Source organism: Pedobacter heparinus, from assembly GCF_032678725.1.
In the GTDB taxonomy this organism is placed as follows: Bacteria; Bacteroidota; Bacteroidia; order Sphingobacteriales; family Sphingobacteriaceae; genus Pedobacter; species Pedobacter heparinus_A.
Genome location: NZ_JAVTSC010000008.1, coordinates 91,627 through 112,199, shown reverse-complemented (window position 1 = coordinate 112,199; position 20,573 = coordinate 91,627). Strand labels below are relative to the sequence as shown.

General features: G+C 41.3%; 30 protein-coding genes. 14 read left to right on the top strand and 16 right to left on the bottom strand.

Annotation, left to right across the window (positions count from 1 at the left end):
• The first annotated feature begins 273 nt into the window (after nucleotides 1-273).
• The 3 genes from R2Q85_RS13655 to R2Q85_RS13645 all read left to right on the top strand — a co-directional run bounded on the left by R2Q85_RS13655 (nucleotide 274) and on the right by R2Q85_RS13645 (nucleotide 1,678).
• Complete coding sequence (locus R2Q85_RS13655) at nucleotides 274-573, top strand: JAB domain-containing protein (RefSeq protein WP_316812353.1); 300 nt, start codon at nucleotides 274-276, stop codon at nucleotides 571-573.
• Between the two features lie 153 nt (nucleotides 574-726).
• Nucleotides 727-1,335: an FMN-binding negative transcriptional regulator gene (locus R2Q85_RS13650; protein ID WP_316812352.1), complete on the top strand. Its 609-nt coding sequence runs from the start codon at nucleotides 727-729 to the stop codon at nucleotides 1,333-1,335.
• Nucleotides 1,336-1,399: 64 nt separating this feature from the next.
• Nucleotides 1,400-1,678, top strand: coding sequence for a hypothetical protein (locus R2Q85_RS13645; protein ID WP_316812351.1), 279 nt, complete (start codon nucleotides 1,400-1,402; stop codon nucleotides 1,676-1,678).
• A gap of 354 nt (nucleotides 1,679-2,032) precedes the next feature.
• Here the strand turns inward: R2Q85_RS13645 and R2Q85_RS13640 are convergent, their stop codons facing one another.
• Nucleotides 2,033-2,488, bottom strand: a complete 456-nt coding sequence (locus tag R2Q85_RS13640) for a PA2169 family four-helix-bundle protein (protein ID WP_316812350.1) — start codon at nucleotides 2,486-2,488, stop codon at nucleotides 2,033-2,035.
• Nucleotides 2,489-2,640: 152 nt separating this feature from the next.
• Here R2Q85_RS13640 and R2Q85_RS13635 point away from each other — a divergent pair, with 152 nt between their 5' ends.
• Complete coding sequence (locus R2Q85_RS13635; protein ID WP_316812349.1) at nucleotides 2,641-4,425, top strand: S41 family peptidase; 1,785 nt, start codon at nucleotides 2,641-2,643, stop codon at nucleotides 4,423-4,425.
• A gap of 315 nt (nucleotides 4,426-4,740) precedes the next feature.
• Here the strand turns inward: R2Q85_RS13635 and R2Q85_RS13630 are convergent, their stop codons facing one another.
• Together R2Q85_RS13630 and R2Q85_RS13625 are read right to left on the bottom strand one after the other, a co-directional pair.
• Nucleotides 4,741-5,199 carry a low affinity iron permease family protein gene (locus R2Q85_RS13630; RefSeq protein WP_316812348.1) on the bottom strand — a complete coding sequence of 153 codons (459 nt, stop codon included), beginning with the start codon at nucleotides 5,197-5,199 and terminating at the stop codon, nucleotides 4,741-4,743.
• Nucleotides 5,200-5,573: 374 nt separating this feature from the next.
• The gene (locus tag R2Q85_RS13625; RefSeq protein ID WP_316812347.1) at nucleotides 5,574-6,107 is read right to left on the bottom strand and encodes an RNA polymerase sigma factor; all 534 of its coding nucleotides are present in this window, start codon (nucleotides 6,105-6,107) and stop codon (nucleotides 5,574-5,576) included.
• 331 nt (nucleotides 6,108-6,438) lie between these two features.
• Here R2Q85_RS13625 and R2Q85_RS13620 point away from each other — a divergent pair, with 331 nt between their 5' ends.
• Both R2Q85_RS13620 and R2Q85_RS13615 read left to right on the top strand, forming a co-directional pair.
• Complete coding sequence (locus tag R2Q85_RS13620) at nucleotides 6,439-7,236, top strand: alpha/beta hydrolase (protein WP_316812346.1); 798 nt, start codon at nucleotides 6,439-6,441, stop codon at nucleotides 7,234-7,236.
• Nucleotides 7,229-8,356, top strand: coding sequence for a PAS domain-containing sensor histidine kinase (locus R2Q85_RS13615; RefSeq protein ID WP_316812345.1), 1,128 nt, complete (start codon nucleotides 7,229-7,231; stop codon nucleotides 8,354-8,356). The genes R2Q85_RS13620 and R2Q85_RS13615 overlap by 8 nt, the downstream gene beginning before the upstream one ends.
• 108 nt (nucleotides 8,357-8,464) lie before the next feature.
• On the opposite strand, the gene R2Q85_RS13610 is transcribed toward R2Q85_RS13615, so the two are convergent.
• Nucleotides 8,465-8,587 carry a hypothetical protein gene (locus R2Q85_RS13610; RefSeq protein ID WP_316812344.1) on the bottom strand — a complete coding sequence of 41 codons (123 nt, stop codon included), beginning with the start codon at nucleotides 8,585-8,587 and terminating at the stop codon, nucleotides 8,465-8,467.
• A gap of 110 nt (nucleotides 8,588-8,697) precedes the next feature.
• On the opposite strand from R2Q85_RS13610, the gene R2Q85_RS13605 reads away from it, so the two are divergent.
• On the top strand, nucleotides 8,698-9,048 hold the full coding sequence (locus tag R2Q85_RS13605) for a hypothetical protein (RefSeq protein WP_316812343.1): 351 nt from the start codon (nucleotides 8,698-8,700) through the stop codon (nucleotides 9,046-9,048).
• 6 nt (nucleotides 9,049-9,054) lie between these two features.
• Complete coding sequence (locus R2Q85_RS13600; RefSeq protein WP_316812342.1) at nucleotides 9,055-9,261, top strand: helix-turn-helix transcriptional regulator; 207 nt, start codon at nucleotides 9,055-9,057, stop codon at nucleotides 9,259-9,261.
• A 30-nt stretch (nucleotides 9,262-9,291) separates the two neighbouring features.
• Here R2Q85_RS13600 and R2Q85_RS13595 read toward each other — a convergent pair whose 3' ends face one another.
• A complete protein-coding gene (locus R2Q85_RS13595; protein WP_316812341.1) occupies nucleotides 9,292-9,540 on the bottom strand; it encodes a response regulator transcription factor in 249 nt (82 codons plus the stop codon).
• A gap of 509 nt (nucleotides 9,541-10,049) precedes the next feature.
• Here R2Q85_RS13595 and R2Q85_RS13590 point away from each other — a divergent pair.
• Nucleotides 10,050-10,283 (top strand): hypothetical protein, encoded by a 234-nt coding sequence (locus R2Q85_RS13590; RefSeq protein WP_316812340.1) that lies wholly within the window; start codon nucleotides 10,050-10,052, stop codon nucleotides 10,281-10,283.
• 112 nt (nucleotides 10,284-10,395) lie between these two features.
• On the opposite strand, the gene R2Q85_RS13585 is transcribed toward R2Q85_RS13590, so the two are convergent.
• Nucleotides 10,396-10,977 carry a pentapeptide repeat-containing protein gene (locus R2Q85_RS13585; RefSeq protein ID WP_316812339.1) on the bottom strand — a complete coding sequence of 194 codons (582 nt, stop codon included), beginning with the start codon at nucleotides 10,975-10,977 and terminating at the stop codon, nucleotides 10,396-10,398.
• A gap of 178 nt (nucleotides 10,978-11,155) precedes the next feature.
• On the opposite strand from R2Q85_RS13585, the gene R2Q85_RS13580 reads away from it, so the two are divergent.
• Nucleotides 11,156-11,515 carry a response regulator transcription factor gene (locus tag R2Q85_RS13580; protein ID WP_316812338.1) on the top strand — a complete coding sequence of 120 codons (360 nt, stop codon included), beginning with the start codon at nucleotides 11,156-11,158 and terminating at the stop codon, nucleotides 11,513-11,515.
• Nucleotides 11,516-11,698: 183 nt separating this feature from the next.
• Here R2Q85_RS13580 and R2Q85_RS13575 read toward each other — a convergent pair whose 3' ends face one another.
• The 5 genes from R2Q85_RS13575 to R2Q85_RS13555 all read right to left on the bottom strand — a co-directional run bounded on the left by R2Q85_RS13575 (nucleotide 11,699) and on the right by R2Q85_RS13555 (nucleotide 14,985).
• Complete coding sequence (locus tag R2Q85_RS13575) at nucleotides 11,699-11,956, bottom strand: hypothetical protein (RefSeq protein ID WP_316812337.1); 258 nt, start codon at nucleotides 11,954-11,956, stop codon at nucleotides 11,699-11,701.
• Nucleotides 11,957-11,958: 2 nt separating this feature from the next.
• Complete coding sequence (locus tag R2Q85_RS13570) at nucleotides 11,959-12,153, bottom strand: hypothetical protein (protein ID WP_316812336.1); 195 nt, start codon at nucleotides 12,151-12,153, stop codon at nucleotides 11,959-11,961.
• A 127-nt stretch (nucleotides 12,154-12,280) separates the two neighbouring features.
• Nucleotides 12,281-13,438 carry a zinc-dependent alcohol dehydrogenase gene (locus R2Q85_RS13565; protein ID WP_316812335.1) on the bottom strand — a complete coding sequence of 386 codons (1,158 nt, stop codon included), beginning with the start codon at nucleotides 13,436-13,438 and terminating at the stop codon, nucleotides 12,281-12,283.
• A 136-nt stretch (nucleotides 13,439-13,574) separates the two neighbouring features.
• The gene (locus R2Q85_RS13560) at nucleotides 13,575-14,375 is read right to left on the bottom strand and encodes an inorganic diphosphatase (protein WP_316812334.1); all 801 of its coding nucleotides are present in this window, start codon (nucleotides 14,373-14,375) and stop codon (nucleotides 13,575-13,577) included.
• 1 nt (nucleotide 14,376) lies between these two features.
• Entirely contained in the window at nucleotides 14,377-14,985 is a 609-nt protein-coding gene (locus R2Q85_RS13555) for a DUF4142 domain-containing protein (RefSeq protein ID WP_316812333.1), read from the bottom strand.
• 290 nt (nucleotides 14,986-15,275) lie between these two features.
• On the opposite strand from R2Q85_RS13555, the gene R2Q85_RS13550 reads away from it, so the two are divergent.
• The 4 genes from R2Q85_RS13550 to R2Q85_RS13535 all read left to right on the top strand — a co-directional run bounded on the left by R2Q85_RS13550 (nucleotide 15,276) and on the right by R2Q85_RS13535 (nucleotide 16,888).
• Nucleotides 15,276-15,842: a ferritin-like domain-containing protein gene (locus R2Q85_RS13550; protein WP_316812332.1), complete on the top strand. Its 567-nt coding sequence runs from the start codon at nucleotides 15,276-15,278 to the stop codon at nucleotides 15,840-15,842.
• A gap of 92 nt (nucleotides 15,843-15,934) precedes the next feature.
• Entirely contained in the window at nucleotides 15,935-16,141 is a 207-nt protein-coding gene (locus tag R2Q85_RS13545; protein ID WP_316812331.1) for a SemiSWEET family sugar transporter, read from the top strand.
• A 38-nt stretch (nucleotides 16,142-16,179) separates the two neighbouring features.
• Nucleotides 16,180-16,356: a DUF6766 family protein gene (locus R2Q85_RS13540; RefSeq protein WP_316812330.1), complete on the top strand. Its 177-nt coding sequence runs from the start codon at nucleotides 16,180-16,182 to the stop codon at nucleotides 16,354-16,356.
• A gap of 31 nt (nucleotides 16,357-16,387) precedes the next feature.
• The gene (locus R2Q85_RS13535; protein ID WP_316812329.1) at nucleotides 16,388-16,888 is read left to right on the top strand and encodes a nicotinamide-nucleotide amidohydrolase family protein; all 501 of its coding nucleotides are present in this window, start codon (nucleotides 16,388-16,390) and stop codon (nucleotides 16,886-16,888) included.
• 22 nt (nucleotides 16,889-16,910) lie between these two features.
• Here R2Q85_RS13535 and R2Q85_RS13530 read toward each other — a convergent pair whose 3' ends face one another.
• The 5 genes from R2Q85_RS13530 to R2Q85_RS13510 form a co-directional block, all read right to left on the bottom strand.
• On the bottom strand, nucleotides 16,911-17,678 hold the full coding sequence (locus tag R2Q85_RS13530) for a DUF72 domain-containing protein (protein ID WP_316812328.1): 768 nt from the start codon (nucleotides 17,676-17,678) through the stop codon (nucleotides 16,911-16,913).
• Between the two features lie 39 nt (nucleotides 17,679-17,717).
• Complete coding sequence (locus R2Q85_RS13525) at nucleotides 17,718-19,259, bottom strand: FAD-dependent oxidoreductase (protein ID WP_316812327.1); 1,542 nt, start codon at nucleotides 19,257-19,259, stop codon at nucleotides 17,718-17,720.
• Nucleotides 19,260-19,430: 171 nt separating this feature from the next.
• Nucleotides 19,431-19,604 carry a hypothetical protein gene (locus tag R2Q85_RS13520; RefSeq protein WP_316812326.1) on the bottom strand — a complete coding sequence of 58 codons (174 nt, stop codon included), beginning with the start codon at nucleotides 19,602-19,604 and terminating at the stop codon, nucleotides 19,431-19,433.
• A 39-nt stretch (nucleotides 19,605-19,643) separates the two neighbouring features.
• Nucleotides 19,644-19,976, bottom strand: a complete 333-nt coding sequence (locus R2Q85_RS13515) for a hypothetical protein (RefSeq protein ID WP_316812325.1) — start codon at nucleotides 19,974-19,976, stop codon at nucleotides 19,644-19,646.
• Between the two features lie 328 nt (nucleotides 19,977-20,304).
• On the bottom strand, nucleotides 20,305-20,562 hold the full coding sequence (locus R2Q85_RS13510; RefSeq protein ID WP_316812324.1) for a hypothetical protein: 258 nt from the start codon (nucleotides 20,560-20,562) through the stop codon (nucleotides 20,305-20,307).
• Nucleotides 20,563-20,573: the final 11 nt, after the last annotated feature.

The following is a 20,573-nucleotide window of genomic DNA, read 5'->3' as shown; positions in this document are numbered from 1 at the left end:
TAACGGGTACGGGTAGCGAGTGTTATATTTATCATCCCGAACTAACCGTTTATATCCGTTTAACTTCCGGCTATTGGGCTCAAATGTGCCGATATTTACAGTATCAAAACTCAAAGCACATGTACAACGTAACCGTATTTCCAATAGTACAATTAAACGAACCCCGCAATATTTATTTCCGGAACAACCCATCAAATAAAAAGTATATACCGGGCAACAGCCACCATACTTATCGGATAATTAAAGAAGCTATCGGCCATCAAAAGTTGGATATTGTTATTTGACAATACTAGCATGCTAAAGCACAAGCAAAAGCTAGGTACTGCCACTACCGGGTTTGGTGATCCAAGAAATGTACTGCAGCTGTCTTTACAACACCAGTGTTTATCAATGGTACTGGTAAGCCATTCCCTAACACCCTACACCGCCAGCAGAACAGACCTGATCTATAACCTTAATCTGATAGCAGCAGCCAATAACATCAGTATTTGTTTATTAGACCATATCGTAACCTATCCGGAAGGATATTACAGCTACCGGGATAATGGCCTGCTCACTTATATGGACAATTAGGTTTTTCTTAGATTTTCGTAATCCTGAATTGGCTTTACATCAGGGTTATGGTGATCAATAAAAACAAATTGCTATGCCCAGAATATTTCATTTTCGTATATTACCATCAAAGCCTCCATTCCCGGTTTTTTTATTTTAATCGCAAAGCCTGTTATGTATATTTCTAAATTAAACCTTGTTACAGATCAGAAAGAGATCGTCGATTTCATTAAAAGATACAGTTTTGGCACCATTGTAACTGCGGTAAATAATGTAGCTAACGCAAGCCATTTACCATTTGTAGTATCGCAAAGAGATGGAAAAACTATACTCACTTCCCACTTTGCAAAAGCCAATACACAATGGAAAGAATTGATCGGACGGGATGTTCTGGTTATTTTTACGGAGCCACATGCCTATATTTCTCCAAAACACTACGATAAAGAACAAAGTGTGCCTACCTGGAATTACATTGCGGTGCACGCTTACGGAAAGGCAAGGCTTATTGAAGAATCCACAGCTGCAGTTGAGGTTCTGGAAAGTACCATTAATAATTATGAGGCCGAATATATGGCACAATGGCAGCGATTACCTGAAGATTATAAAACCAAAATGATAAAAGGCATTGTCGCATTTGAAATCGAGGTTGATTCTTTTCAGGCTAGTAAAAAGTTGAGCCAAAACAAAAATGAAGCAGAAAAACAGCGGATCATTAATGCGTTAACCGATAGCCCCCATCAAACAGATCAGGAAATTGGCAGGTATATGGCAAAGGAGCAATAAAACTTAAAGCTGTTCACACAAAATTGCCAGAGCAACTGTTAATCCTAAAAACAAAATGTAAGCTATGATCAATATAGAAGAACGGCAACTAAATGAAATCACCTGCGATTGGTATCGTTTAGCAGAACTCATGAAAAGTACGTTAACAACCAGTGAGGCTGCTGAAGCCAACGCCAGGCAACAACAAACCAGCAAGCAGCTTATCCCCCTGTTAAAAGAAAAACAAGCTACAAAGGACAACCCGTTTGCTACCTGTATTGAAGGTGATACCTTTGTGAATATATGGTTGGATGAAAACGGCGAAATACAGGATGGTGGTTATTATACAAAGCCAGCGTTGTAGGTTGACAAGGAGGGTTGTAGGGTATTTATTTATTTTACGTCTATTAAGGTGCCTGACGCATGCGCAAACAAAATGCACCCTCCTGTTCAGCTTCCAGCTGAATTTTAGTAATCAACAAGTGTTTTTGGGGAAGGCAACAGAAATCTGTCACTTTTTTTGTTCTATATTCTGTATGCTTTTCATTATGTATTAGAAAAAAAAAGTGCCCCGCAGTGGCGGGGCACAACCAAACTTTATTTTGTCAATGGGAATTGGGCAAACTCCTAAGCAAACGTATCTATACTGTGGTAAATGCCCAATTTTATTACGTGAATACTGTGTAATTTTACGTGAACTTTAATTTTGAATAGCTGGTTATCGCACTAAACGCAGACGATAGGTCTCGATTTCTTTAAGCGCTTCCAGAATGCCTGTACGCTGACGCTGCAGCAAAGCGAGATGGTCCAGGTGTGAGGCATAATCATCAAGCACTTTATCATATTTTTCAATCGCTGCTTTTTCCCCTGTTTCAATCGCAGACAAGATAGCTGCATCTTCCTTACTACTTAAAGCATGCTTAATATCGATCCAGGTGCGGTGCAGCACTCCTAAAATTCCACCTTCTTCATTATCAGAATCCCCGCCATGTTGTGCGATGTGTGCTTTTAGCTCATCCGCATAATCTGCACGCTGCGCCGAATACTTCAAAAAAACAGCTTTTAGCTCACCGCTGTCTGTGGCTTCACTGGCAGAGGCATAACCCTCTTTTCCGTCGTTGACAATGTTAACTAACCCTTTCAGGTCGCTGATGATCTCTTGATTTGTTTCCATAGATATAAGTATTGTGGATACACAACAACTGCAATGATATTCTGTTTAGCAAACTAAAACTTTATTTGTTTATAGTAGCGAGTGGGTTAAGTTCTATTATACTTACAATAAAAACGATTTCTGTATATTTCCTCTATAACATAGTCCCCAATATGAAAATTAAACTAATCTTTCTATCAATCTTTGTCGCATTTGGGTGCAATTTACCGGCACAAACCATCAACAAACCGAAAAAGGACAGTCTGCTAGTCGTGTCAAAAAGTGAGCTGGATAAATACCTAGGTGTTTATAGCAGTACACAAACATCGCTCAAAATAACCATCAGTAAAAAAAATACGACATTAATGGCTCAAGCAACCGGGCAGAACCCATTTCAGCTAGAAGCCTTCGCTAGGGATGGATTCGTATTTCATAAGGCCGATATCAAGTTGTTGTTTAATACGTCCAGAAGTAAAATGACGCTGAACCAGGGCGGCGAAACGTTTTGGTTTACCAAAGATAATTTAACACATGATATGGTACTTGAACAACAACCTATTATTTATCAGCCTGAAACCATGCAGGCGGATCTTGCAAAATTTAAAAATGCATTGATCAAAACGCATCCTGGGCTTTATACCAATCAAATTCATGAAGAATTTGAAAATTTGATGAATTCGTTAATGATAGAAACTGCGAAACCTCTCGAGGCAACGGCCTTCTATAAAGTTGTACTTAAAATGATTGCCAATGTTCATGACGGTCATACAAGCGCACAGGCTTTTAACGAACTCGGCAGTATCATAGGCAATCAAAAATGGCTTCCCTTTCAAATTTTAGCTAAAGATGAGCGGATTTTCATCGTAAACAACTTAAGTACCCTTCAAATTCCTGAAGGTTCCGAAATCCTGGCAATAGATGACCATTTAAGCAATCAAATTTTAGCAGAAATTTCATCACATTTTTCTTTCGATGGTATCAGTAGCTCTCCTACGTTACATTCTTTGGGAACTTCTTACTTCACATTATTTGGCAAAATATATCCACAGCTCTTTAGAGAAAAATTATCCTACAATCTTTCCTACCGGGATTATAAAACTAAACAGATTTTAAACGTACAGGTAGAACCAATCTCTAAGCAAAACTATCTGGCGGTCAAAGCTAAAAGATATCCCTCTTCAATTCCATCAACTGATGCCTTCAATTTTGAAGTGAATAAGCAAGGCGATTATGCTGTTCTCAAGATCGATCGATTTTTTAAGGACACCTTCAGTGAAGCCGAAAACACCTTTCCCGATTTTTATAAAAAATGTTTTAAAGAGATTTCCGCAAACAAAATTAAAAACATAATCATCGACTTAAGAGATAATAGTGGTGGTAAAATAGGAAATGCATCTTATTTGCTTCAATACTTTATTGATAAGTCCATAGTTCCGGCTAAAGAAAAAACTACACTGGTAAACGATGAGTCTTTTTTTAAGGCTACAGGGTCCAAAGTAGAGTTAGATGACCGGTATAACCCGGTTATACAAAAGGATGGGACATTTAAATTAACCAATAGTGATGCGTTACCTGAATTAATGACTTTCAATCCAATCGAGGAAAATTACTTTCGTGGCAAACTAGTGGTTCTGATCAATGGTGGAACGGTCTCGGCTGGTGCTGTTGCGGCAGGACTATTTAAGCAACATACGCCTGCGATCTTAGTCGGAAGTGAAACAGGCGGCTATGCTGGGATTTCCAATGGGGTAGAAAAGCGATCCGTAAGGGGAGATCATACCGAAACCGCGATATCAATACCTCTGGTACATGGCATTTATTCAGTAAACGAAACGATACAAAAGCGAGGGGCCATCCCAGATTATCAGGTATCAAATTCTGTCCAAGACATGCTGGAAAATAGAGATGCGGTGCTAGAATTTGTAGTTAAAAACCTGTTTCAGACTGAAGCTAACTGAAATGCCCCTGAGAAGAAATAATTAGGAACGCAGCGTGCCTAACCTTCGGATAAACAATAATTATTTCTATATAGCCGCGGGCTCAACGGCCGCAAACTACCCTCCTAAGCACGGATGTGGCAAAGCCGGAGAGGTATAGAATTACACCCAGCTTACTTAATACTCATTTCTTGTTTCATATCTATTCGTTGCCTGTTCTTTAGTATACATATACCTGTTTTCTAGAATTCGCTTTGCTTTTTTGCTTTGTTTAAATAAGGTAATTTTTCAATTCCTTACGTGGCAGATGAATGCGCGTTTTAATCGTACCGATTGTCACAAGTCCTTTCTTTGTGCTACCCTTTGTTTGCTCGCCTGCTCATTGGCTTTGTCGATGGAATGTGATCTGTGAATATCATCATCAGCCTCAGCTTTTTCAGATAGCTTTGCATAATACTTATGCAATACGTCCAGTTCAACCTCGGTTAGATCTTCAATGTCTACCATTCTGTTACTGGCATGCCTGCTCGCAGCAATGAGTTCATTTAACTTAAGCTGTATTGCCTTTCCATCCTTATTCTGTGATTTCTGAATCAGAAATACCATCAGAAAAGTGATTATTGTTGTCCCTGTATTGATCACCAGCTGCCAGGTATCTGAATAATTAAATACAGGACCAGAAATTACCCAGGTAAGTACCACACCAAGGGCAATTCCAAATGCAAGTGAGCTGCCCGTCCAGCATGTGATCCGGGTGGCAATCTGTTCAAATTTGTTTTCCGTTTTAGTTTTCATCAAGCAAGGGTATTATACATGTTTATTACTCATCGTTTTCGATGTAAACACTAACACCCGAGATATAAAATGGTTTACGATTCTTAATTTTATTGATTGCTTACATTTTAAATTTTTCCCTCCTTTTTGTAAGGCTGAAAAAGCCATACAAAAAAACCGGGTACGGGCAGCGAGCGTTATCTTTTTTTGAAAGTATCTATGCTGCACCTCCTCGTACTTGTCACACCCCTCAAAACAAAAGGAGCAAAATAAAAAGGGAGCAGACCTTTCGATCAAACTCCCTATTATTAACGCTTTCTCAATACCAAAAACAGCTATAAGTTGGCTTTGTTTTTAGATTTTTAATTTATCCAATAAAATTGCAAAAATAGCTGCTAATCCGCCCTCGCACCAGTGTTTAAACTATCTCCATACATTTTCAGGTGTCTTTTCAATACCTGTCTGGCCATATGGATACGGGTTTTAACCGTTCCAATCGGAATATTCAGTTCATCAGCAATTTCATGATATTTATAACCCTCAAAATAACGCAGAAATGGAACAGAATATTCAGGCTGTAACCTGCCCAATGCAGTTTGGATGTCTTTCATCACAAAAGTATTTTCCCCACGGTTGCTGGTCGCGCCCATGCTGAGCTGTGCACCAGTAAATTCTTCTGTAGTCTGGATCACAGCATTTCTTCTGGCTCCCCTTCTATATTCGTTGATAAAAGTATTTTTCATAATGGTATACAGCCAGCCCCTAAGGTTGGTACCAGGCTTATACATTTGATGATAGCGGATCGCTTTAATCAAGGTATCCTGCACCAGGTCATTGGCATCTTCAAGATCATTGGTAAATTTCATCGCAAAGCTTTCCAAGCAAGAGCGATGGTTACAAATCTGGTGGTTCAAAGAAATGTTTTCCATAAGTAGATGAAATGTTTAAACTGTTTTTAATTAGGTAATACCCATAAATCAAATTGCATACCAAAATCCAGCTCAAAACCATCGTAAAAGGTTATCAATTTGTTAATTAAAAGAATTTTACAGGATTTTCTCAGTTTTTTCACAACATACTTTACAGTTTGCAAAAAAAAACATAAAAAATAATCGTAAAACCCAAAATTGGCATCATTGCTGCTCAGGCTGCGATTGTAGTCAATTTATACATTAAAACGGGAGCCCGGCCTAAACCGGGTTAGCCACGTTTACTTATTCAGTAGATAAAAGCTATCTTTATAAAATACAGATCTGCACTATGAGCGTAACGAAGAGAAACAATGTGGTTGTGAAAGGAAGTGGCAGCAAAACAATGATGTTTGCCCATGGCTTCGGTTGTGACCAGAACATGTGGCGATATGTAAGCCCGGCTTTTCAGGACGACTATAAAATTGTTCTCTTTGACCATGTGGGCGGCGGAAATTCCGACCTTTCGGCTTATTCCTATAAAAAATACGACAGCTTGGAAGGATATGCCGCAGACATTATAGAAATTGCTACTGAATTAAACCTGAAGGACATCATCTTTGTTGGCCATTCCGTTAGTGCAATGATGGGCCTTATTGCTGCAGAGATGGCGCCCGAACTTTTTAAATGCCTTATCCTGGTTGGCCCCTCGCCTTCTTATATCAATCAGGATGATTATGTTGGCGGCTTCAGCAGTTCTGAAATCGAAGAACTACTGGAATCTTTAAACAACAACCATTTGGGCTGGTCAATAACCATGGCGCCGGTGATCATGGGCAACTCTGACAGAGCAGAACTGGGAACAGAACTGGCCAACAGCTTCTGTAAAACGGATCCGGAAATAGCCAAACATTTTGCCCGCACTACATTTCTTACGGATAAGCGGAATATACTGGCCGGCAGCAAAATACCTGCATTGATTATGCAATGCAGCAATGATGTTATTGCACCTGTTGAAGTTGGAAGATATATGCATAAGCGCATGCCCGCAAGTACCCTTGTAGAGCTAAATGCCACTGGGCATTGTCCAAACCTAAGTGCTCCTGAAGAAACAATTGCCATCATCAAATCTTATTTACAAAGTGTCTGACGATCAATTTTCTCATTTAACACCTGCTGCCGAAGATTTCGATGATTTCTTTGACACTGCATTATGTGGTTTTGTAATTACCGACAGAGAAGGGAAGATTATCCGTATCAACCAAAGGTTGGCCGGATGGCTTAACAGTGCCGCTGATCAATTTAAAGGAAAACGCTTCTCAGACCTGCTGGCCATTGGCGGAAGGATTTATTTTGAAACCCATTTATGGCCGCTGCTACGCATGCAGGGCTATTTTGAGGAAGTGGCGGTGGAATTAATGGAGACTGGCAACGGAAAAATGCCGGTGTTTATCAATGGCTACGAAAGAAAGGATGAAAACGAACAGCTCCTTTTTACACGGTTTACCTTGTTTCGCGGTACAGACCGCCGGTTATACGAACAAAACCTGCAGTCTTCAAAAAAGCTGGCAGAGGACAATTTATCTGCTGAGCAGCAAAATGCTGTGATCCGGGAACAGTTTATTGCGGTTCTTGGGCATGACTTGCGCAACCCGCTGGGCGGCATCATGAGCGCAGCCCAGATGCTGGCAAGAACAGACTTGGGCAAAAATGAAGAGCGGCTTACCAGAATATTACTCAGCAGCTCAAAACGGATGCATGAAATGATAGATAACATTATGGACCTTGCCCGTGGCCGTTTGGGTGGTGGCATTCCCATCAGCCCTGTTACAGTTAACCTGCAAGATCTGCTGAACCAAGTTACTGATGAACTCAAGATAGCTTGGCCGGAAAGTAAAATCGAAACAGATTTCAGCATCAGTCAGCCGGTGGTATGCGATCCGGGCCGTATTGCTCAACTTAGCTCCAATCTCCTTGCAAATGCCATCACACATGGATCAGCAGATACACCTGTGCAGATCAGCGCAGCATCCAATGAAAATTTTTGGTGCATTTCTATAACCAATCAGGGCAAGCCCATTCCGCAACATACCATCGGCAACCTGTTCCATCCTTTTCACAGAGCAGAAAGCCATGCCAGTCAGAATGGTTTAGGGCTTGGCCTTTACATCGCATCAGAAATTGCAAAAGCCCATCACGGAACGTTAAAAGTCAATTCTGATGAAAATGAAACCAATTTTACTTTCCAGGTAATTAACGCGGTGAGTTAATCAGCTCATTCACTCCATCTTTAAGGTTATATGAATATAATGTAGTTTTTCAGATTGATAGGATACAATATATTTCAATTAAATGTTATAACATGCATTATCCTGTCCTTATTTTTCCAATACCTTTTTTAATTCCTCCAGCATGGCTTCCCACATTTTTAGCGAATGCTGCTTCGCTTTTTCATCAACATTATTGTCCTGAGATAGCGAAACCCGGGTATGGCCACCCATATCGACAGTTCGTAGATGAGGGTATCAATTGCCAACCAACAAAAGACAAATAAACTTGTCTTTTAAATAAATAAACTATACATTTGGATAAGCAAACTAATCTTTAAACTATGAAACACTTATCTAAATATTCTAAGTTCATTGGCTTATTCCTTATCCTTGTTGGAATTCCAATTCTGTTAACTTCCAGGTCCAATAATCCTGAACTTCCCTTGCTCTCGGGCCTATTCATCTTATTTATCACTAATCAGACCAGGGAAGACGAAAGATCAGCCGCCATTAGGTCATCTGCCGCTCTTTTTGCATTAATCATTGGATATACAATTAAGCTGGTTATTTCCAACCTTTACCAGCACCAGATGATTTCCTTCGATCTGATTTCTATCAATTACTTTCTGATTATGGTATTCGTGCTGGCAAACATCATTCGCTATTCGAGGTTGTATGTCTTTATGGCATAAACACATATGAAGAATACAATAAAAGTAGAACGTGCCAGGCACAACCTTACCCAGGCTGCCCTGGCAGATAAAGTAAATGTTTCCAGGCAAACCATCAATTCAATTGAAATCGGAAAATTTGTTCCTTCAAGTATATTGGTACTCAAAATTGCAATGATATTCAATACCACTGTAGAAGAGATATTTACACTCGAAGAAAAAGACTGGAAATAAATATACTATAAAGCCCACGAAGAGTCATGTTTAATTATCCCCCTTTTCAGGAATATATTTCCGAAGCACCCGGTACAATAAATCCAGATCAAAAGGCTTCCTGATATAATCGTCAAATCCACCCTCTCCATAAAGTCTGTCAATGTTATAATTACAGCTCAAGGCGATAACTGGCAGGTGCGGATAACGTGATTTGATCCGGTAGCAGATCTGTTTGGCATCCTCGCCATTTAAACGGTAGTCCAGCATCACCACATGTGGCCTGCACTGATCTATCATCGTCAGAGAATAACAACAATGGGTACAGATTTTTATACCACAACAAATTACATATACGAAACGGATGTCTTTTTAGTGAATTTCAGCTTCAATCTGAATAAACTTACCGGCAAAGCTAAACTTCCAAACAGTGAATTCGGCGATAAAGAGTTCTAAACATGGATTGGTTTCACATTGCCTGTCTCATTAAACAGCGGCGATAGCTCCGTCCGAAGCCGGATCTATTTATAAACATTAACCTTATTAAGTTTAGTAAAACTGTGAGTCATCTAAAATTATACAGATCCACACCTTTCCGGGCAATATAACCCAGCCTGGCACATTTTAACCTACCCGGAAGGGTATTATAGTTACCGTGATAACAGCCTGCTACCTATATGGAGAACTAAAAAAAGAAAGCGGATGCAAATCCACGTTAAAGCACGCTCAAACAAGAGATCTCTCCTATCGTCGAGATGACGGCAAGAAAAATAAACAATCAATGATTAAAAATATTTAAAATTGCGGACATGAGTAAAATGACCAAAGAAGAACGTGAATTGTACCACTCAGATGTGAAAGCAAAATCTGACTGGAATGCGGGTATTCGTTACGCAGAAAAAAAAGCTAAGGAAGAGGGGATTGAAGAAGGTGAACGCATTAAGGCTGTTGAAATTGCACAAAATCTAAAAAGCAAAGACATAGCTGTTGAAATGATAGCTGAAGCAACAGGCCTTGCGATCGAAGAAATAGAAAAGCTATAAATTTTATATGAAAATTTAAGGCCTTGGGTTTCTCCAGGGCTTTTAAACTATCTAAATTTTTTGGTTTTAATTTATCCAAGAAAATCCAGGCAATAGTTATGGTATAGCTAAACTACTCAATTATAATGTCGAACTTAGTTAAAAGACCTGCCAGCGAATTGGCCGAAAACTTAGTTTTTTTTATCAGATTAAGCTCAGGATCAATACTGAAATTCTGGTTGCTCGTAAAATCCATGCCAGAAAGATTTGTTTTTGAGAAAACTGCATCGGCCAGGTTACATTCTGTCATATTAGCCTTAGACAGATCAGCGTTACTAAAATTCGCACCATGAAGTCTGCAATTCCTAAAACTACTGTTATTCATTTTCTTATGGTCGAAACTTGCGTAGTCGAGCAGGCAGTTCTCAAAGTGCAGCGAAAAACCAAAATCGAGCATTTGATAAAAATTGATGCCGATTAATTTACAATCCCGAAATGTCAGGTCCTGTGCTTTAGATTTACCTACCTGGGCATTACTTAGATTGCAGGTAACAAACAGACAGTCTGTAAAGGCTATGCCGGAGAGGTTGCTAAAGCTGCAGGACCGGAACTCCGTAGATTCATATGCAGCATCAATCCTTTCAACTGTAAAATCAACTCCCTCGATAAGATGTTCATAGGCTTTTGCCTCGGGCGTTTTTTTTCTTTTTATCATAGGTTTTTCCTGTATGACCGGCAAAGCTACGAAATTGATCAACTGTGAGCACTGGTTTTTAATGATCAAAAAAACTACTCATTTTAAGAAAATGTCTGATCAGTTATTAACTGCCTGCTATAAATAAAACAATTGACATTCAATCAGGTTGTTAATAGGCATACCTAAAATGCCTGCCATGAAAAAAATATTGATTGTTGATGATGATAAAGACTTGCTGGCAATAATGGAGACAATACTGGATCTGGAAGGATACCAGATCGAAACCCTGGCAGATGGCGGAACTTTTGCGGCAAAGATGATCCTGTTTAAACCAGACCTAATTTTGCTGGATGTGATGCTGGGCAAATTTGACGGAAGAATCCTTTGCAATGCCCTGAAAGCTACCATTCAAAAATACATTCCTGTAATTATAATTTCAGCAACTCACGACCTTAAATCTATGCTGGCGGCATCCTGTAAACCTGACGACTATCTGGCCAAACCTTTTGATATACAAAACCTGATTGATAAAGTGAAGAACCAGATATATCATTAGATAACCTTTTATCTTGGTCCAAACCCCTGCACTAGCCATAATTATGCAGTCCACGAAAAGTGATACTTAATTATCCCCCTTTGCAGGAATATATTTCCTCAGTACACGGTACAGCACACTATCAAGACCAAAATTCATTAAAGTATGAGCAAACTCATGTACACAAATATCGTTATCAATAATTTATACAGGTTTATTATTAAAATAATCTTCCATCTGCTCGCCCAGTTGCGTTAACAAAGCTTTGACAGCCATCCCTTCAGCACACCAAACCTTACCAGTTTTTCCTGATTCCTGCCAAACCGTGCCCAGGGAGGTATGTTGATCAAAAATGGCATATTTAGGTTCCTCCCGGTCAGGAATGACCAGTAAAGGTTTTACCTCGCCCTCAATGGTAACCTGAATTTCAAAAGGCTCCCAGTCCTCTGCTATATTTTCCATAATCAATCCTCTTTATCATCAAAATCTTCTGAAGAACTTCCGGTGTGACTCTGATCATCACCAGGATTCTCCTTTGGTTTCTCCGAAGAACCTGTAAATGCATCATCAGTCAGCGAATCATACCCTTGGGTTCCTGTATTGTCTAAACCATCCCTGGGACTGACCGGAGTGGATGGTGTGATCGGTTTCTTAGCCATGACATTCATTTTTTATTTTCTTCGTTATACCCATTGGCTGCGAAAAATCTTCGCCAGTTCATAACCAATCCCGCTGGTTGCACCGGTAATCAGTGCGTATTTACTTAAAATATTCATCACAAATCGATTAAGGTTTTAAAACAACTTTTACACAATCATCTGCTTTCTCATCAAAAAGCTTATAGCCCTGCGCTACCTCACTCAGCGGCATGCTATGGGTAATAATGTCATCCAGCACCACCTTTTCTTCTCTGACCAGCATGATCAAATGATCGATATAATTCAATACCGGAGCTTGTCCCTGTTTAATGGTGATCCCTTTATCAAAGATTCTGAACAGCGGGAAATTATCGTAAGGACTTCCATAGACACCCAGGATGGATACCGTTCCGCTACGGCGAACCGCTTCGAAACACATTTCCAATACCTTCATGCTGCCTTTTTCAAAATTGATAGTTGCTTTTACTTTATCCATAAAACTCCGTTCCGGTTCAAATCCCACAGCGTCAATGCAAACATCAGCACCTCTTCCCTGGGTCATTTCGCGAATGGCTTCCACGACATCGACTTTATGCGGGTTAAGCGTATCTACTTTATTCACTGCTTTAGCCTTTTCCAGGCGATAATCTAATGGATCAATGGCAATCACACGGCCCGCTCCATTTAACCATGCCGCTTTTTGTGCCATCAGTCCGACAGGGCCAGATCCAAAAATCGCTATGACTTCTCCCCCTTTAAGTTGTGCCCAATCTATGCCTGACCATCCCGTAGGGAAAATATCGGTGAGAAAAAGTGCCTGCTCATCAGTTAGGTTATCCGGGATGATCCTCGGGCTTACATCCGCGTAGGGAACCCTGACATATTCCGCCTGTCCGCCTGAATATCCTCCATATAGATCTGTATAACCAAACAAAGCAGCTCCCTTCTGATCCATCATATCCCCATTGGGTCCATAATGTTTGTAATTGGAATTTTCGCAGGCTGGCGAAGCACCATGGTTACAAAAGAAACATTGGCCACAGGCAATAGGAAAAGGAACAATTACACGGTCTCCCTTTTTCAGATTCCGAACTTCTGCACCCACTTCTTCAACGATCCCCATAAATTCATGCCCCATCACCATATCTGTAGTTTGCGGAACCGCCCCGCTTAAAATATGCAGGTCAGAACCGCATATCGCTGTGCTGGTTACCTTTAAAATAATGTCGGTGGCCAGCTCGATCCTCGGATCGGCGACGGTGGTGTAACTGATGTCTCCCGGTTTGTGAAATAATGCTGCTTTCATAGTAGATGTTTTTTAAATTCGCTTAAATTCAACACCCTGAAATACAGATTGTTTAATAAAAATTATTTTAATCTTTTATTAAACAAAACCTCAAACGCGCCTGTTATAACCCCTGTGACGGAACAAACCAAAGTAACTACCGCAGTTCTATTTGAGAACACCTGATAACAATCGAATCCTGTTTAAAGATCTTCAATAACCGTAACTTCAACTTATCCCAGAATTCAGGATCAATTTCAGCGCACATTACTTCAATCACCAAAAGCTCATCATGCTCTATATTACCTTTGCCGGGTTTCCAGAAACCCTTCACCGGGTTCCTGGAATATTCAGTTAAGCCTCCAAACTTAGTCGTTAGCTCTTTTCGAAGTTCAGCATATATTTTTTCAGGAAACACCTCGCCCCTGGCATTACGCAAAGGCAGAAAAATTTCCACCAGCCTTTTCATGGGCAAATCCAGGCGACTTTTTTCAATCAGCTGGAAAGCTTTAGCCGCGCTTAACTTTTCCAGAACACTGAATTTCTTGCCCGCCTGCTGGTTGTAACTGGTAAAAAAAGCGATGGCCTGTTCCACGATCGTTTTGGAAAGATCGCGTAGGGAAGTCACGTTTGCATAACGCTGGGAAACTTCAGGAACGGCAATCAGCCTGTCGTTCCGCATGTGCTCACCATTACATTCTTGCTGAACAACCTTAAACGCACCAATAATCCTGCAATCCATCACGCAACCCGAGAAAGCTGAAACTTCGGAGACTATCAAGACATCCAGCGGATCACTATCACCTCCAACCGTTCCTGGAATAAAGCCGAAATCGAAAGGAAATACCAAACCCAGCGGCATCACCTTTTTCAGCTTCATCTTTCCCGTTTGCGGATCATAATCATACTTCTGACCACTTCCCTTGGGCGTTTCAACGATTACGGTGACTGACTCCATACTATTTTAGCGAGGCATTGATCTGGGTTGCCATCTGGTGGTGTTTTTCCAAAGCCGGAAGCGTACGGGCAGCAAAATCCTTAATGTCCCCTCTTAAACTGCTCGCAGATCTAAACAAATCAAGGGTTTTAACATGGTCATTCACCATCATATCCATATAATGCTTATCGAACGCTTTGCCACTTAGTTTCTTCATCTCATCCATATGCGTTTTTACATCCGCCGGATAGGTCGTAGGCAACAAATGTTCCAGCTTCGCCGCAACCGCTTTCAAATCCGTATTAGCTTTAGTATGATCGGCAACCATTTGCGCAGCAAATTTCTTAACCTCTGCATTAGAAGACTTTTCAAGTGCCAGTTTACCCAGATCGACCTCCATCATCCCGCCAACTGCAGCGGTATCCATAAAAGCCGCACCGTCACCATCCACCTTACTCATATGGGTCACATCATTGGGTGCATCTGAACTGTCTGCCCTGGGCAAAGAATCGCTACCAACAGGAGCACTGTCCAATTGTGCATTGCCACTTCTGTCCGTATTCTGACAGGCCGCAAGCCCTACAAGAATCACCAGGGCAGCAGAAAATTTTAACATACTTTTAGTTTTCATAGTCTTGAGGATTAGATATATAATAGACAAAAGCATTAACCGCTGTAGTAGCAAAAAGTTTTAAGTCCCGGCCTAAAAAGTAACAAACAAAAACAAAACAATGCCATGCCGCCAATGTTAAACACATACAGCAGCAAGACATTTCAGCTATAGTTCTCAGCGAAAATTATCCTTTTTAAAAAAGTTCAAACAAATTTTTAAGACCGCTGGTTATTTCCCCGCAGTTGATTGTAATGCAGCACTGACATCTAGAGCAATAAAGAACTATTTACTTATGAAAAACTAAAATTATGGCAACTACAACAAAAACCGGCGCAAAAACCGCCACAAAATCAAGCACAAAATCAAAAACAGGGAAAATGGAAAATTCGGAATTCCATGAATTCTTCGTGGACGAACTGAAAGACATCTACTGGGCAGAAAAACACCTTTCAAAAGCCCTCCCTAAAATGAAAAAAGCAGCAACCAGTCCAGAACTGGCAGCCGCATTTGAAAAACATACAGAAGAGACCAATAATCACATTGCAACCCTGGAGCAGGTTTTCCAGCTATTGGATGAGAAAGCCCAGGGCAAAAAATGCGATGCCATGGAAGGATTGGTAAAAGAAGCTGAAGGTGTAATCGAAGATACAGATGCCGATACCATGATCCGTGATGCAGGACTTATCCTCGCTGCCCAAAAAGTTGAACATTACGAAATAGCGACCTACGGCACATTAGTAGTTTTTGCCCAAAACATGGGACATACCGATGTGGCTGAACTTTTGCAATTTACCCTTGACAACGAAAAAGCAACAGACGTTGCCCTTACTGAAATTGCGGTCAACTCCATCAACGATCAGGCAGCAGCTGAATAAACAAGGATAAACTTCCCTACCCCTTAGCCTGGCGCTAAGGGGTGTTCAACAACAGAAAGTCCTGTATAGATCAACCAAAATAGCCCATGCCTATGGAATCCATTCAAATACTGGGACTTGCAGCGGGCATTTGTACCTCATCCTCGGTGATACCACAACTGGTTAAAACCAAACAGGAGAAAAAAGCATCCGATGTATCCTGGATCATGTTCATTGTTTTGATCGTTGGAAATTCCCTGTGGATCTATTATGGCTGTTCCAAATCGGATATATCCATCATCGGATCAGCTGCCGGATGATGCTGGTAAAAACAGCAAAAAAGAAAATCCCGGAGTTTATGGTATCACTCAAAGGAAATAAAGAACCACTAAAAGCCAGATTCGCGATCCTGTTTCTGGCGAGCTGGGCCATGCAGCTGGCAGAATCACTTGTGTTCCTGACCATCTGCCTGAGACAAAAAGGATCTTCCGAATCCAAACCCGTGGATGCCCCGGATCTGGAAACCGGGAAGTAGCCACATCCATTAATTTAACAAAAAAAAAACCATGAAAAAAGATATAGATGACACAGATTTAAAAAGATGCGGTAAATTACTGATCCAGCATCAGCTGACCATCACCTTTGCCGAAAGCGCGACCGCCGGCCGCATCTGCGCTGCATTCGCCATGGTACCTGATGCCGGTAAATTTCTAAAAGGCGGCATCGTCTGTTACGATGCGGATTTAAAATGCAGTCTGCTTAATGTCCCTAAAAAACAGCTCAAAGAATTTACCCCTGAATCCGAAACTGTCACCCGAGGAATCACCGAAGGCCTCCAACAACTCATCCCAGCGGACATTCACATCGGCTGCACCGGGCTCACCGCACCAGGGGGAAGTGAAACCCTATGGAAACCCGTAGGTACCATGTTCTTTCATGGAATTCAAGGGCAACAGCAAATTCTTGACGAAAGGATCGTCTTCCAGGGCAATCCTGAAGAAATTGTATCACAGACCATCATCTTTCTCGCCAGTCAGCTGCATCAATACTTGAAAGACCTAAAATAAATAACAGCAGATGATCAGAAATCTAAAATCCCCCCACCAGTACCATGTCTCTAAGCGTGAATAGATTAGCTACGGCATTCCCCATGGTGTTATTAAAATAGCTATATACCACTTTGCCTTCTGCCATCCAGTCTTTAACATAGCCCGCATATTCATAAAGAAAATCATCTTCATAACTACCCCGATAACTTCCTCCCGGACCATGGAAGCGCAGGTAAATAAAAGGGACTACTGTATCCATCAACGGTGTAGCAGCAGGAGGCTTGTCCTGAATGACCATTCCCATGCCGTACCCGGTCAATATCCGATATACATCACAGTGATAAAGCGAGACATGCCGAAATTCCAGCGCGATATTCCAATGGTTATCAGGATCAGACTCACGTAAAACAGCCATCAATAAAGTCAATTGTCTAAGCTGTCCAATCCGTACGCTGGGTGGAAACTGCACCAGCAGGCATCCCTTTTTCTCTCCTGTCATATTGATCACCTGCATGAAACGTTTTACTGCATCCGGATCAAATGCCAACCCTTTATTGTGGGTGATTTCTTTAGAAAGTTTGAAAGTAAATTTGAAATCCGCCGGAACGTCATTTGCCCATTTGAGCACCGTACCAGCTGCCGGCAATTTATAAAAAGAACTGTTGACCTCAATACTATTCATCAACGAACCGTAAAAGCAAAGCCGGCTTTTGTCTTTGAACTTTACGGGATAAAATAGTTTATTAGGTACGGGAAGCAACAAACCGCTGGTACCTGAGTAATAACTTGCAACAACCGCTTTTTTCATAAAAATATGCTATACTCTTTAATTTAATGAGTAAATTATTTAGAGTTGCTTGTCATAGCTGATAATCACAGTTTCCAGATCTATTGTCGGAGGCCCGGTCAGCACTTTCCCTGAAACATCAAACCTTCCACCATGACACGGACAATCCCAGCTTTGTTCAGCTGCGTTAAACTGAACGGTACAACCTGCATGCGTACAGGTTGGGTTTAGTGCAGTTACCTTTCCAGTATCATCCTTATAGATCGCCAGCTTTTTCCCTTCAAAATTCACCAGTTTTCCTTCCCCTGATTTGAGCTCGGTAAGCGCCTGCAAATGCGAAGAAGAAAACCGATCGACAATAAAATGCCAGGCAACGTCCGCATTTTCCCTCACAAACTCCGTGAAACCTGCTACCGGTTTCATCCGCGAAGGACTGAACAAACTGGCATATTCATTTTCCTTGACCAAAACCAGATCTGAAATGATCTTTGCCGAGAGTGTTCCGAAAATCATACCGTTGCCATTAAAACCAGTAGCAACATAAGTCCCTTCAGCAGCACCCGGCAATTGCCCGATATAAGGCAGCCCATCCACCGGAACGTAGTACTGGGCCGACCACTGGGAAGCTACAGATTCCACTGCATAGTATTGATCAGCATAATCCTTCAAACCTTGAAATGCAGCTTCCGGATCATCGTGACCGGTTTTATGATCTTCACCACCTACAAGTAAATAGGACTGTCCTTCAATTACATGCGTACGGAAATAATGATAAGGTTCCTGCATGTCATAAGCCAGGCCGTCAGGATAATTACCGTCCTTTAGTTTCAAGCCTAGTACATAACTCCGGTAAGGTGCATTCCTTAAACTCATCAGGTTTATCCCTGGCGGAATATGTGTCGCATAGCATAATTTTTCCGCGCGGATCATGCCGGAATCAGATTTTGCTGTATAGATGCCGTCTTTAAAACTGCTTTCCCGGATCCTCGTGTTTTCTAGCAATACACCACCAAGCTTAATGAACTCCGCCAGTAATCCGTTAATGTATTTTAAAGGATGAAATTGCCCTTGCCCCTCAAAACGGATCACAGAATCAAAAGGCACAGGCACCAGGTTTTCCTCTGTAACCTCTACCGAAATCCCTGCCCGTTTAGAAGCTTCCAGGATTTTCTGCAACTGCTTGCTTTCTTTCTCGTTCTCCGCATACAGCCAGGCCGACTTAGACTCAAAATCGCAATCGATATTCAGCTCTTTTACAAAACCTTCAATCATACCCATCGCCTCTTTGCCGCCCTTAGCCAGTAATTTAGCCGCCTGCTCCCCGAAATCACTTTCCACCTCCGGATAGGTCGCATCAAAAAAAGTATTCAAATGCGCAGAAGTACCTCCGGTTGTCCCAAAGCCAGGTTGTCTCGCTTCTGCAATCACACAGGAAAGCCCGGCACGTTGCAATAGCAACGCTGTAGTAATCCCGGTAATACCAGCCCCTATGATCAAGCAATCGTATATCCTGGTGGTCTCAATTATACCAGCACTTAATTTATCACCGGTAAAGTCCGCGGCCTCTTGCCAGGGGCTTTTACTTATACTGTCTCTTTCCATTATTATCAGTTTAGAATATCAGTTATCAATGTAAATTAAACAGACTGGTAAGGGTTATCATGATTCAGCAGCCCCTTAACCAAAGCTTTCCACTGCGAATAAGAGAAGCCAACCTTAGCGCCCCAGCCCACAAAAGTATTGCGGATATTGTCCAGCGTATCTCCTCGATAGTTACCCAGTCGTAACCGCCGCCGGTTTGGCTACCTGGTCCCGGAATATCAATCCGGTAATCTCCGCGTACAGATTCGCAAGGCTTTGCTTTCCATCACTTACCCGGTATGTACCATCATTCATAGGGAATACCACCAGTGGCATTCCCGATACATTGATCTGATAAGGTTCCATATCGTTATAAAAGGACTTAATTTATGTATTTACAGTAGATTAAGAAAGGTCATCACTATCGGGGTCATCTGTATCAAGTGCTTCCAGACTCTTCAGATCTTCACTGGTTACGTCAAACGCTCCGGCATCAAAATCCAGGTTCTCATTCACCGCATCAAATCCGCCTGGACCGGTGCCATCTTCCTTAGGCATCTGCTTGATGTTAGCCTGTTCATCTCCCTGATTATATTCCTCTGGGTCAGGAGTAATCCCTTTATCTGGCTCAAGTTCAAAAGAAGCAGCGCTTGCTCTTTCGGCCTGATCAAAATCTTCTTTCTGATGAGGCTCCTGGCCCGAAAGCAAGGAACCTGTGTTTTCGTTTTCTTCGTTCATATTCCGCCGTTTAACTATTTCTTACTTTTACTTTGATCATTTAAGGTTGAACGCTATTGTTTAAACTTTAATTCTCTAAACTGTACACTCCATATCGGAAGGATCATACTTTTTTGAGCCTTCATTATCCGCTGATACAGTCTTTTCAGTTTTTGCCCATGCGGCTTCTGCTGCTTAACCGGGCTGAGGGGTTTCTCTTTCATGGTGCAAGCTCCTTTCTTAATTACCTGTATTACAATTCCCGCTGCAAGATTGTTCTAAGAAATATTTAAAAATCTGTATATTAACCAGATAACTATCACGCATCAATCAAATCGCTGGCTTTTATTTACAATTGTGCGGTAGCTTTACCCTTATGATCCCAATGGTCTTTGATCACCTTACCTTCAGCGTCTGTCAGCAAGCATCTTGCGTAACGATCACCCTTAATTTTACCATTGGCATCCTTTTGCCCCATAAATAACAAAATGGGCCGACCCTGGTCATCTGTTTTAAATGCCAGATCATACCTGCCGGATCTGAGTTCAACCATGGAATCTGCTGCATACTGTTTACCGAGTACTTTTAAAATGGTTTCTTTTAACATCAGCTTCAGGT